11 protein-coding genes are annotated in these 13,110 nt (G+C 36.1%); 2 read left to right on the top strand and 9 right to left on the bottom strand.

Annotated elements, in window-relative coordinates:
• Positions 1-335 precede the first annotated feature (335 nt).
• The 9 genes from HEQ28_RS04510 to HEQ28_RS04470 all read right to left on the bottom strand — a co-directional run bounded on the left by HEQ28_RS04510 (position 336) and on the right by HEQ28_RS04470 (position 11,616).
• Positions 336-1,676: an SCP2 sterol-binding domain-containing protein gene (locus HEQ28_RS04510; RefSeq protein WP_434503980.1), complete on the bottom strand. Its 1,341-nt coding sequence runs from the start codon at positions 1,674-1,676 to the stop codon at positions 336-338.
• A gap of 116 nt (positions 1,677-1,792) precedes the next feature.
• Positions 1,793-2,569, bottom strand: a complete 777-nt coding sequence (locus HEQ28_RS04505; protein WP_434503979.1) for an SDR family oxidoreductase — start codon at positions 2,567-2,569, stop codon at positions 1,793-1,795.
• Positions 2,570-2,746: 177 nt separating this feature from the next.
• Complete coding sequence (locus HEQ28_RS04500; RefSeq protein ID WP_434503978.1) at positions 2,747-3,331, bottom strand: TetR/AcrR family transcriptional regulator; 585 nt, start codon at positions 3,329-3,331, stop codon at positions 2,747-2,749.
• A 193-nt stretch (positions 3,332-3,524) separates the two neighbouring features.
• A complete protein-coding gene (locus tag HEQ28_RS04495; RefSeq protein WP_434503977.1) occupies positions 3,525-4,643 on the bottom strand; it encodes a M12 family metallopeptidase in 1,119 nt (372 codons plus the stop codon).
• Between the two features lie 991 nt (positions 4,644-5,634).
• Positions 5,635-7,185 carry an ammonium transporter gene (locus HEQ28_RS04490; protein ID WP_434503976.1) on the bottom strand — a complete coding sequence of 517 codons (1,551 nt, stop codon included), beginning with the start codon at positions 7,183-7,185 and terminating at the stop codon, positions 5,635-5,637.
• Between the two features lie 12 nt (positions 7,186-7,197).
• A complete protein-coding gene (locus HEQ28_RS04485) occupies positions 7,198-7,548 on the bottom strand; it encodes a P-II family nitrogen regulator (protein WP_207154244.1) in 351 nt (116 codons plus the stop codon).
• Between the two features lie 651 nt (positions 7,549-8,199).
• Complete coding sequence (locus HEQ28_RS04480; RefSeq protein WP_434503975.1) at positions 8,200-9,978, bottom strand: alpha-L-fucosidase; 1,779 nt, start codon at positions 9,976-9,978, stop codon at positions 8,200-8,202.
• A 17-nt stretch (positions 9,979-9,995) separates the two neighbouring features.
• Positions 9,996-10,850, bottom strand: a complete 855-nt coding sequence (locus HEQ28_RS04475; protein ID WP_434503974.1) for a helix-turn-helix domain-containing protein — start codon at positions 10,848-10,850, stop codon at positions 9,996-9,998.
• Between the two features lie 385 nt (positions 10,851-11,235).
• Positions 11,236-11,616: a rhodanese-like domain-containing protein gene (locus tag HEQ28_RS04470; RefSeq protein ID WP_434503973.1), complete on the bottom strand. Its 381-nt coding sequence runs from the start codon at positions 11,614-11,616 to the stop codon at positions 11,236-11,238.
• 153 nt (positions 11,617-11,769) lie between these two features.
• Here HEQ28_RS04470 and HEQ28_RS04465 point away from each other — a divergent pair, with 153 nt between their 5' ends.
• Both HEQ28_RS04465 and HEQ28_RS04460 read left to right on the top strand, forming a co-directional pair.
• Positions 11,770-12,051, top strand: a complete 282-nt coding sequence (locus tag HEQ28_RS04465) for a GNAT family N-acetyltransferase (RefSeq protein WP_434503972.1) — start codon at positions 11,770-11,772, stop codon at positions 12,049-12,051.
• A 629-nt stretch (positions 12,052-12,680) separates the two neighbouring features.
• Positions 12,681-13,103: a SoxR reducing system RseC family protein gene (locus HEQ28_RS04460; protein WP_434503971.1), complete on the top strand. Its 423-nt coding sequence runs from the start codon at positions 12,681-12,683 to the stop codon at positions 13,101-13,103.
• The last annotated feature ends 7 nt before the right edge of the window (positions 13,104-13,110 follow it).

Genomic DNA, 13,110 nt, shown 5'->3' with positions numbered 1-13,110 from the left:
GCAGACAAACCCTAAAGCAACACTAACTACAAGAAGTCTTTCTCTGCGAAATAATGCAGCTTGCTGCGTTCCTCTGCGAGATCTGCGTTATCTGCGAGAGAATAATCACGTAAGCGTACTCAATCATCTATCACTAAAGAAGAAACCCCAATATCTCTCGCAGATCACGCAGATTCTCGCAGACAAAAGACATTTGGGGCAAATGAATCCGCTAAAGCAGATAACGCAGATAAAGACAGTTACGACATAGTAAGTGTAGTTCATGTTGATGTGTTTTATCTGCGTGAATCTGGGTAATCTGTGGGAGAATGTGTTGCTAAAATGATTTCTTTAAATTATGCAAAGCACTTGTCAAATGCTCTAAATAACTTCAATGGTCCCTTGACACGTATCTTTCTTAGGATTATCTGCTTCACAACTGGTGTCTCTTTATGAAGTACACGCAACCATGTTGCAGCATCAGCATCAATTTGTAAATCAGGGATGCCGCTATGCCCACGTTCTACTTTAATAGTTTTGTCTTTGATTATAACGGTTGCTTTTTCTTGCTCGTTACCTCGGAATGTGAAATGATAGGTTGCAGATAGCCCTTCTGACTTATTCCTCTGGAAAGCAGATGCCATGGAATTTATAAAAGCTGCAACAGAAGGTGGGCGAACGCCATTTCCTACTAGTACTACTTTTTTATGTGGAAACTTGCTCAGGACATGACTCTCTGCATCTGAACCAGGAAGGACATATACATTTTCTGTTTTTTGTTGAAGTGGTTTAACGACCGTCTCCATAAACTTCTTTTTGTCATCAAGAAATTCAGAGATAACATCGTCACCTGCTGGGCAGACAGCAATGCAATAGACGGATTTATAGCATGGACCGTATGCAAGACTCTGCCAACGTGACACAGTGTCGGTATCGCTAACCTTTGAGCGATAATCAATGGCATTTTTGCTATCAGCGATATTCTCAACCCAATCAGAGAAACCACCTAACAGTTCGCGATAAGTATGCGTGAGACAGTTTATAGAATTGAAATTGCCATCAGCTCCAATGGCTCCTGTAGGACATGCTACCGAACAGAGTTTGCAATTAATACAAGGACTGTAATCCAAAGGAGTGCTGTACTCATCCACTTCGGCATCGATGAGTACAGTATTAAGCAGAACAAAACTGCCAAACACCGGATGAATAAGATTTCTATGAAGTCCCATCTTACCTAGACCTGCAGCTTCAGCTATGGGCTTATGTGACACTACCTGCATTTTGCCAGGCCAATTGTCTGTTTCCATTGGGAAGCCAGCAGATGGGGCAGCAGCACGAACACCTTTTCTGTCAAGTGTTGCAGCCATAGTGTGAGCAACTTGGTTAACCCGCTTTTCAACATGTTGCAATTCAATGCTGGAAATAGTTCGTGCGGGACTTCTCAAATTGCCCTTATTCATTCGTCCTACAAAACTTATGAGTGTTTTTGTCCATGGAAACACCTTTAATATGTCTGCTTTCTGGCTAGCCAATGCTGGATTTGATATATCAACAAAGCCTACATCATCAGCACCCAATTCAAGGCACATTTCACGCAACTCCGCAGCACTGAGCTTAGAAACACTGACGTTATGTTCAGCAGAAAGCTTTCTTTCGTTATAACGTTGTATTGTAGGATGAATATTTTTATTTTCCATATAGCTGTTAGTTATATTTAATCATCATTTAAATTCAAAACATAAACTATCATTTATTAATCACATTATATTATGATATTTACTTTTGAAGATTCAAAAATATGAGCGTCGCTTTACTATTTAATCGATTTCAATACTGCGGCATTCTTTGCTGTGTTTACTAGATTATACGCCAATTTAGGAGAAATCTTATTTACAACATAAAGCAATTTTGTGAGCCCCACGCGTATAGTAAATTTATTTTTCTTAATACCATTTATTAAAGCTTCTATTAATCTTTTTGGAGTTATAGCTTGATACTCGAGCTCTTTGGTCATATCTGTGGCTACAACAGGTGGTTGAAGTTCGAATACTTTCACGTTAGGGCTTGAAATCTGCAAGTGATCTCTTAGTGTAACGGTATAAAAACGAACGGCAGCTTTGCTAGCAGAGTAGCTTGGTGTTAAATTTAGTGGGACATGACTTAACAATGAAGACGTAGTGATGATGGCGGCTTCTTTTCTTGATTTCAACATATCCATAAAGATATTGTTAAGACGGATAACACCAAGATAATTAATGGCAATCTCTGATTCTGCTATTGTGACGTTACTTTCATTTGTATGAGCAAAATTCTGACCATTTCCCATGATTCCAGCATTGTTATATAAAATGTCAATTCCACCTAATGCCTTTACTTGTTCTAAAAGTGACTGTGCGTCTTCTGCATTTGCTACATCGCTTTGAATAGCCGCTGTTAGATTAGGAAGTAATTTCTTGGCATCATCTAATTTAGCCTGATTTCTTCCAGTGATTATAACTTTTGCGCCATTGGCTAAAAATTGTTTTGCTGCCTCAAAGCCGATACCTGCTGTACCGCCTGTGATTAATACTGTCTTTCCTTTTAATTCCATAATTTTTATTTTTTTAAAATTTATACTATTTATTACTTTCAGTGATACTGTTGATTGTTGTCTAAACAATATCTTGTATACATTGTTATTTTTATAAATGCCAACTCGTGGCTTGTTTCTATGTTTGATATAATTCAATACAAAACATACCAATCGGTATATTTGTGGATAAAAAAATTATATGGCTTCGATATACTCGCGCAAAGAACTTGTAACACCATCTACATAATTCTGATTACTTGTGAGTTTACGTATCATTATTCCGCCTTCTAGTAAAGCGAGTATAGTGATGGCTATTTGTTCCTTATTAATGCCTCCACTAAATTCATTTGATTCAATTCCATCTTTCAACAAATTAATTATTACTTCCTTCCATTTATTAAATGCAAATATCGTTTGCTGTTTGAGTAGTGGGTGAGTATCATCTGAGTCTACAGCAGTATTTAAAACAGGGCATCCACCTTTAGGAAATTTTGTATCAGAGAAATTCCTAAGTACATGGGGATATATTAATAGTTTCTCTCTATAAGTCTTTTTCTTTGCCATTTCAGAAGCAAAAAGATTAGACATAATACCGAAGTTATATTTGAATGCTTCGACAGCAACATCATCTTTGTTTTTGAAATTGCCGTAAATACTTCCTTTGGTTAAACCTGTTACCTCGGTCATGTCATTTAGAGAAGTGCCTGCGAAACCCTTTGTGTTGAAGATCGATGCTGTTCTTTCAATTATATATTCTTTTGTTTTATCAGCTTTTGACATGTTTATCCTATTTTATTTATGGTGCAAATATAATGCAAAATATACCAATCGGTATTTTTATTACTGCATTTTATTTTTTATTTGTTTTATTTCACATATAATAATTCTTAGCTACAAGCTAAAAATCATATATAGAAGATAGCATGGTATATATACATAAATGGGATTGATTATATAATCAATCCCATTTAATTTAAAAATTATTGCTTATTCTACCATTAGATGGCGGTGTTGGATTGCCGTTATTTAATTGTGATTGTAGCTGCAGTCTTTGCTCTTCAGTTAGGCGTTTGTTATTTCCATCATACACAACGCTATCCAATTCTACATAGTCATCAGAACGTGCTACATAAGGAAGATAATAGTAATTGAGCCATGAACAGTCACCAGCCGACAAGTCAAGTCCTTGATTTACCACAGAACCATCTAGCTTTGTATAAAGAGGTTTTAATGCATCTATCACAACATTTGAAGAACTAGTATAAGAACTGTTTCCCATTATGGAATTAAAGTCGTAAGCACCTTTGACGCTATAATTACTTGCTCTCTTCTGAAAGTTAGCCTTACCTATGGTGGTAAGATTAGATGTATTGATGGTAACATAATCATCTCTGTCAGGACGGCATTGCTCATGTAGCAAACCTAACGCATGGCATATTTCATGTTCTACAACTCCAGGTTTAGAGAAAGCAAAGTCTGCGAGATTTATATCTTGCTTTTCTCCTGTTCTGCCTACTTTTGAACTACATCTATCCTGAGGTCCACAATATCTGAAATTAATATATGGATAATCGATATTATAGGTGTTATCACGCATAGGAAGACCTGTTGCGTTATAAAAGCGGACATTGGTCTTAGATTGAATATTAAGAAGCGCCTTTTTAATTATGTCACGTTGTGATGATGACAGGTTGTTATCATACGTGAAGCGAGCCATAGCCCACAGATTGTAATTTCTGGGGGTATATGCTGCATATTGCGCTAAGGCACTCTTATCTTTAGGAAGATTTGTAATTGGTACCAAATCTGTAGCTTTAGTTGCTTGTGTACCAGGTTGATACAATTCGCCATAACCAGCTAAGTAGATTAATTGTTCCAGTGTAAGCACAATGTCACCCTCATAGTAACAAATATCTTTAGATTTTGTTATTGATACACCAGATGATAATGTTTCCACAGTAACAGAATCTTGATCCGTTTTTATACAAGTTGTTTTGTTATCTGGATCATCTTCAGATGAGAAACAACCACATAGTAAAGGGATAAATGTAAAAATTACTAGCCGTATAATGGAGTTGTTTTTTCGGATCATAGTCTTTAAATAATAAAAAAGTTAATGTATGTATTCGACGGCAAATGTATGGATAATAAATAAATAATCAAAGGATAAACGTATGATAGTGTGTCTTTATAATTATCTTTAACAATTGAGAGTTCTGTTTTATCCTTAATTTATAGTATTAATTTGGTCTTTTGCGACATCTTGTTGGATCCACTTATAAGAAAAGCATTCATACGTGTATGATATATTGTACATCGGCAGTATCATCCTCATCAATAATCTTGTTGAGCATTTCTTCATGTGTGTAGAGTTTCGTATTTTTAATTTTAGATTTTTATTCTTTTAGGGAATACTTCAATACTGCGAAATTAGTAAAAAGTTTCTCTAAATGGAATATATTAACACAATAAGCTTTATTTCTAGTTGTTTAAGATAAGTTAAATGCGTATGGAAAAAGTTGCATGAACAAATTTTTATATATAAATTTACGTATCAAATAACAACTAGAGACTTAACTAAAATAACTTTAAAATGAAAAATAACAAATTCTTTCGTGCGTATGTACATGTTGATTACGGTGTAAACAACAGATTTTCGGTTTAGATTAAATCGTTACAAATACAAATAACCAAACAAATGAATGCTTAGTAATTAAATTGTAATCCCAGAATACAGATATATGTGTAGTAGGGGATTTCAATATGAAAAACGTAACTAATAATGAATTAAAATTATGAGAGAAGATATATATATTATTGTATTTACAATAGGATTGATTTGTACCATATATCAAAGGTATATGTTTGAAAAAATAACGAAGATAAGTAAAGATAAGGATTATTGCAATTTATACAGAGAAACCAATAATACCTATTTGGTTATATTTATAGCACTCATCATTGATAATATAATGCAATTGCATTAAAAGATTGTCAATGATGAGTTGCGTATAAGAATTGATGTGTCTGATATCGCTTTGTTAAGCACAATGCTGATTCACGACACATCAATATACATCATATTATCTAGCAAGTGGTGTCTCTGAATTTTTATCCATTTTTACACCAGAATAGCCTTCAATACCCATTTCTGGAACGTCAAGTCCTTCAAGCTCAGCATCAACCTTGACTCTCATTCCATGAGTGAAGAATCCGATAATCTTGAATACAACCCAACCAATGGCTGCAACATAGATAATATTAGTGATTACACCGATGAGCTGTGCAAAGAATTGACTTGCATCTCCATAGAAAAGTCCTGTTACAGTGCCTTTCACACCATTCCAACCATTGCCGTATGAACCATCAGCAAATAGACCTAAAGCTAATACTCCCCAAGCTCCATTGACGCCGTGTACAGAAATAGCTCCCACAGGATCGTCAATCTTTAGTTTACGCTCAAAGAAGAAAGAGGCTTCAATTACCAAAACTCCAGCAACAAGACCGATAAAAGCTGCACTCAATACATTGACAAAAGCACATGGAGCAGTGATAGCTACAAGACCTGCTAGCATACCGTTCATCATCATTGTTGGGTCTGGCTTCTTTGTCTTAAACCACCACATATATGCCATAGATGCGAAAGCTCCTGTTGCAGATGCAATCATTGTATTAACGGCAACAACACTGATTCTTAAATCGCCACCTGCAAGAGATGAACCTGAGTTAAATCCAAACCATCCGAAAGCTAATATAAAACAACCAACAATAGCTAATGGTATATTATGACCAGGAATAGCGTTTGGCGTTCCGTTTTTATTGTATTTTCCAACTCTAGGGCCTATCATGATAGCTCCAACTAGCGCTAAGACACCACCTGTCATGTGGACCACAGCAGAACCAGCAAAGTCTACAACTCCATGTCCAAGTCCAAACATGCTTCCTAGTTGTGAGAGCCATCCTCCGCCCCATACCCAGTTACCGAATATAGGATAAATAAGACCTCCAACTATAATACCATATATTGCAAAAGAAGAGAATTTCCAACGTTCAGCCATTGATCCAGTAGGGATTGTTGCTGTTGTATCCATAAATACCATCTCGAACAAGAAAAGGGCAAATACAGCAACATCATAAATACCGCCACTAAGGAAAAAGCCTGTTGTGCCGAATAGTCCAAAGGTATGCCCAAAGAGACTAATGGCAAATTCATGAGACAATCCACCAAATCCACCTAAGGTTCCAAGACTACCAATTCCTCCAAACATGATGGCAAATCCACTTATAAAGAATCCTATCATACCTAATGCATAAACCATAAAGTTCATTGCCATGGTATGATTAGCATTTTTGGCTCTAGTAAGTCCGGTTTCAACAAGTGCGAAACCTGCCTGCATAAACATAACAAGGAATCCTGTTACCAAAACCCATACCATATTTATTGCCACCTTGTTGTGACCTACCTGATCTGCAAGTTCACTCTGCGTAGGTTTTCCTGGGGTAACCGCAGTTATGTCATTTACATTTCCTGTTGTAGTTCCAGATGGATCAGGGAGCCTTGTTGTACCAGCATAGGCAAAGTTAGCTACTGAAACCGTTATCACCATCAGTAATATTAATACAAATTTTCTCATAACAATTATATTTTATTTATTATACAATGAATCATCTCCCTCTTCACCTGTTCTTATACGATATGACTCTTCAATTGAAGATACAAATATCTTTCCATCGCCTATAACACCGGTTCTCGCTGTTTTTAAAATGGCGTCGACAGTCTTCTTCGCATTTATATCCCGCACTACTATCGTTAACAACTGCCGTGGTATATAGCTTGTATCATATACGGTACCACGATATGATAGTTCACCTTTCCTAATTTCGTTTCCAACCCCTGTAACATCTGAATACGAAAAGAAATCAATGCCCACCTGACGTAGAGCGTCCTTAACTTCTTCAAACTTTGAAGTTCTAATAATTGCTTCAATCTTTTTCATAACTATTTACAATTAAATGATTAAAATATATATGATGTATACTTGTTATTGTATAATATTTATCTGCATTTGTATGCTGTCATCCTGACATCAAATTGTATGAAAATACCGTGAAATTAAATCATATTGATTATAATAACGATACAAAGATACGCAATATGTAAGTTATTGTGCTATTTTAGTGTCCTTTTGTTTCTATATATTTAACAAAAGTATCATATTGTAATGTGTGGTGTTGCTTTTCATTTTGATATCTCGTATTTTAACTAATAAATGTATCAAATTGAAAGTTTATGTATGAAAAATAAATAAAACAGTAAAGTGGGAATACTGTAGGTTCATGTTTATCCGTAATAAATGCAATTTTATGCTTATAAATAGGCATATTATTGTCTTTACAATTAAGGCTAAGATACATTTGGGTGTTTGTTTATTTTTAAAACTATATAATGGACCAGTATTGTTCACCTAATTTTAAAAAACTAGCACGAAACGCAGCAAAGGTTTTAAGAAAAAGTTACAAGAAAGTTTCCGCTAAGTTATGAGTAGAGGAAGCTTTTTAAAATTATCTGATTATGATTATTGCAGTCATCATTGATAATATAATGCAATTGCATTAAAATATTATCAATGATGAATTGCATATAGTTATTATTCTATTTTGAATACAGTAGCTGTTTTGAGCTTTGCATCCTTAGGATAAGTAACTCCAAGTCCATCTGCAGTCTGTTTCCATGACAGTTTACCTTTGTAGCCAAGCAGTGTCACCTTCTTGATATGATGGTTTACCAATGCTTTGTCAGTGCTTAGTGCATGGATAATCACCTTTTGACCAGCATCAGGCACATTCATGCAGAAGGCATACAGATTACCATTCTTACCTTCTGTGAAACGGATATCCTGAGCATTGAACTTGAACTGTGCATGCTTCTTACCCAAACCACCTCCAGGAAGTTTCTTCAATTTTCCATTTATGATTTCACCTTCGCCCAAAGTCTTCCATGCTTTGCTTCCATACACCGATTCACCATTGATGTTCATCCACTTGCCAACCTCTTCAAGCATAGTGACACAAGCATCTTCAATACTGCCATCAGGACGCAAAGGGATATTGAGGGCTACATTGCCATCACGGGCTATTGCCTCAATTATAAAGCGTATCATGCTGCCAGAATCGTAGGTGAAGTCAGGAGCGTAAAACCAGTCACCAACAGGTGCCTCGCGAATCCATGCCTGAGATGTATTGATAGTATCAGGGAAATCAAACTCAGCTGTGTTTACTGTTCCATTGGTAGGGTGGCGGAACTTGACAATGCTGAATGCATCAACTTTACCTTTTCTTACTAGCTGACGGTTGTAATAATCGGCTATCACAGTCTGCATGGCGTTGCACTTATATCCAGTACCAGTGCCAGTACCAGTAAAAGGTCCTTCAGCTGTTCCGTCGGTATAAATGAAATCAGGGTCGTAGTTCTCTGTAACATCCATCATGCGAAGTGCCCACTCTGTGGCATACCACTTGCAATAGTCGAGGTGACGAGAGAAGATGCCTGCCTTTGGAGGCGACCATCCTGTATGTGCATTTTTATCTACATCTTCATATTCACGCAGATCGATACCATATAGACGGCGTGGATCGAGACCTTCCCACCATTTACCTTTTCCATCATTTAGAGTGAGATTGCCGTCATAAGGAATACCAGCTTTATCGCCTGTAGTATCACTGCCGAAAGCCGTCTGCCACCACCACCAAGTGTACTCGTGATGGAATGTTACGCCGTAGTGCATCTTGTATTTCTTGCAGGCGTTGACCCATTCGCGTAGAAGGTCACGCTTTGGTCCCACGCTCATAGAATTCCATGGATGGAACTTTGAGTTCCAAAGGTCGTAGTTGTCGTGATGTACACCTTGTATCATGAGAAAACGAGCACCCGACTTCTGATAAAGCTTTGTGAGATATTCAGGATTGAGTTTATCGGGATTCCAATTATGCAGCACTTCTTTATATCCCACCTCTGATGGATGTCCATAGCGCTTAAGATGATTATTGTAAGCCAAGTGTCCTTGCTTGTATAGATTGCGCGCATACCAGTCTCCACTTTCTCCAGCTGCCTGAGGACCAAAGTGTACCCATATACCGAACTTAGCATCTCTAAGCCATTGTGGAGTGCCAGGATAGTTAGTTTCTATTGATTGCCAGTTTGGCTTGTATGGACCCTTGGTAATAGGGATGTCGAGCTGTACCTCTTCGAAAGTTTTGCTGTCGCCCATTTTTACACTACCTATTTCTTTAGGGGCAGGTATGGCTGGCATTTCGGGTAGCATACTTTTTTCAAGTATAAGACCATTTTTGTCAGTTTTGTAATGTTGTGCCAACGCTGTTGTAGTGAGCATCAAAGCACCTAATGCAATAAGTGTTTTCTTATTCATGAACATTTTGTTATTATTTATTGTTTATTTTGTCTACGATATTCGCTTGGCGTGGTGTTTGTAACCCTCTTGAAAACTCTGACGAAGTAAGAATTGTCTTCATACCCAAGCGTGAGTGCGATTTCTCGGATGGATTTTTCAGTAGTGAGCAATAGTAGTTCTGCTTTCTCAATGCGTTTCTGATTTATATAGAGCATAGGAGTGGTTCCAGTAGTCAGTCTGAAGAGACGGATGAAATACTCCTGCGAGATTCCAGCCTCTGCTGCCAGCTTCTCTATTGTGATATTGCCAGCAAGGTTGGTGTGTATGAGTTTTGTCGCTTTCAGTATACGCTCATTTTTGATAACAGCCTTAGTTGTCGCATTAACAAGGAATCTAGAGCAGATTTGGAATATAATACCTCTTGATTCCATTTTCAGCCATTCAGAGCGTTGCTTATTATGAATTATTGAGCGTGCGAGAGTCTGATTGTTGTCATACTCTATAGGGTTGCTTCGGCGAAGTATCATTGATGGATTCAGGTTGCAAAGACGTTCGAATAGATTTTCCTCACCATGATTTGATTTGATATCGAACGGAAAGTCATATTCTTCGAAGAGAGTGTTACCTGTTATGCTATCATCGTAAATATGAATATAATAATGAATGAAGAGTCCTTTGCATTTAGTAGAGTGGGTGGTGAAGGGTGGAATGAGATACATTCTGTCTGGAATTAATTTATGACTAATCCCGTCAATCTCTACATCAGCTTCTCCTTTTACAATATAGTATATGCGTGCAAAAGGACTGCAAACATTCTGCCAGTTCCAATCGGCATGGAGTACAGCCTTTCCCACATTCAGGATGAGCGGATGAAAATTATCTATATTCATTTAGTCGCAAAATTATCAAAAATAAGTTGAAGTGAACATTAAAATGTGATAATATTGCTATATATGTCATATTTTTGCCATATTCGTATCACTTTATTGATAATTAAGGTGAGAGTATTCTCCTGCAGATAGCACAGATTGACACAGAGTTAAAATTTATCAGTATGAATTTGCTATATCTGCGGGAAAATAAATTTGATAGTACGGATATATACAGAGAGAAAGATCTGTGTAAATAAGTGAGATTGATCTAGCTTCTTGTACTAGCTATATAAAGGAATTATAGCCTAATTTTGTACAAGTTTAAAAGTGATGATTACACAAAGTCTTACCCTTTTTATTAAAAAGAGTATTATTCAACGTTATAATATGTCTGATTAACTATTTATTTAGAGATGCTTTTTCCTGCTTGTTCCCATTCCATGATTCCTCCACGTAGGTTTATTACTTTAAACTTAGCCTTTTTAAGTATGCCTGCACCAATTAAACTACGTTTGCCTGAACGACAATATATTGCAACAGGTTTATCTTTACTTAGCTTCTCTTCTGCTAATTGTTTAAAGTCATCTTTTTTTACATCAATGTTTGTAGCCCCAGGTATTCTTCCACTTGCATATTCCTCGGCTGTACGAGCATCAACGAGTTGTACTTTGGAAGATTTTACTAGTCCTTCAAACTTATTTGCATCAACTGTTACAATTTTATTTGTATTACAACTGGCTAGGAATAGAACAGTTCCCAATACAGCCAACATTACTTTTTTCATTTCTTTACATTTAATATTTGGTCGGTAAAGTTAGAGAATAATATTGAAGTATCAAAAGTTAATTTGCATAATTTAATGGTCATGATAATGTAAATATCGTTTTTATTTCATACTTTTACGGTTGCAATTAATGATTTTAAAACGTAAAGCATTATGAAATATATTACAGAAAATGATCGTATATATGTAGATGGCAGTGACGGTGAAGTTATTGCTGAAATCACATTTAAAACTGATGATGGCATAACAACAATTGACCATACATTTGTTGATAATTCTCTTCGACGCCAAGGGGTAGCTGCAGAACTTGTACAAATGGCGGTAAATAAAATTATTGCCGATGGTAATCAGATCGCTGCAACTTGTCCGTATGCGCTTAAATGGTTAAGACAACACCCTGAGTATAAAATCGTAGATACCGATGATACTGTCTAATAAAAGACAGACTATATATCTTAGGGTGGCTATGGTATAAAATAAAATTGGTTCTTCGCCAATTTAAGGAATACCATCGCTCTACCAGAAAAAGTTTTTTTTAATGTCACTAATGTCACTGGCTGAAGCCCCATAAACAAAGGGTTTGTGACATTATGACATTAGTGGCATTAAAAAAACTTTTTTTGTTAGGGTCTTTAGCTCAAGCTCATTTATGGGGGATGCCCCCTAAATAACCGAAGAAGATTAAGATACTATAATTTGTATTGAATCAAGTTGTGGTTCAGTATGTTGAGTTTTTTTCTAAAGTATGAGAAACAGATAACCTTTGTGCTTTATATTGATAATCTAACGTTTGTAAATACTACTATTCGCTATATTGTAAATATTGGCAAATTGTAGCTATGGGAAACTATTCAGAATGATAACAGAAGGGGAGATAAACTAAGATGTTCAATTATTGACAACTAATCTTTTATAATCATTTTATGTAAACGTTTACGTTTAAGAGTTGTTAACTAAAAGACTGTTTAGAGTAATAATGATGTAGAAATATTTGTATATTTAAAAAATCATATTATCTTTGCAATTGTCAACTGGAGATTACAATCTACTATAATAAAAACAACATGAGCAACAGGATTGAACATTTAGGAGTGATAAATACTATAGAGGGGAATTGTCTTCATGTAGCAATATCACAATCATCAGCATGTGCGGAGTGCAAAGTTGCCGGGCATTGTAACGCATCAGAATCAAAGGATAAAATAATAGATATTATTACAGATAAAGCCAACGAATACAGCATTGGAGAAAGTGTCAAGGTTTCGACTACAAATGGAGTAGGGATGATGGCGACTATATATGCTTATGTGTTACCATTGGTGATTATGATGGCAGTTCTGTTCATTGTCAAGGCGATAACAAGAAGTGATGGTTGGGCTGCTATGTCAGCCTTGTTTTCATTGTTGCCTTATTATCTCTGCGTATACATATTGAGAAATAAGATAAGCAGTCAAGTGTATTTTGAGGTAGAAAAGATAAATAACTAAAACAAAT

This window comes from Prevotella sp., assembly GCF_051059605.1.
In the GTDB taxonomy this organism is placed as follows: domain Bacteria; phylum Bacteroidota; class Bacteroidia; order Bacteroidales; family Bacteroidaceae; genus Prevotella.
This window is presented reverse-complemented; position numbering and strand designations above follow the sequence as displayed.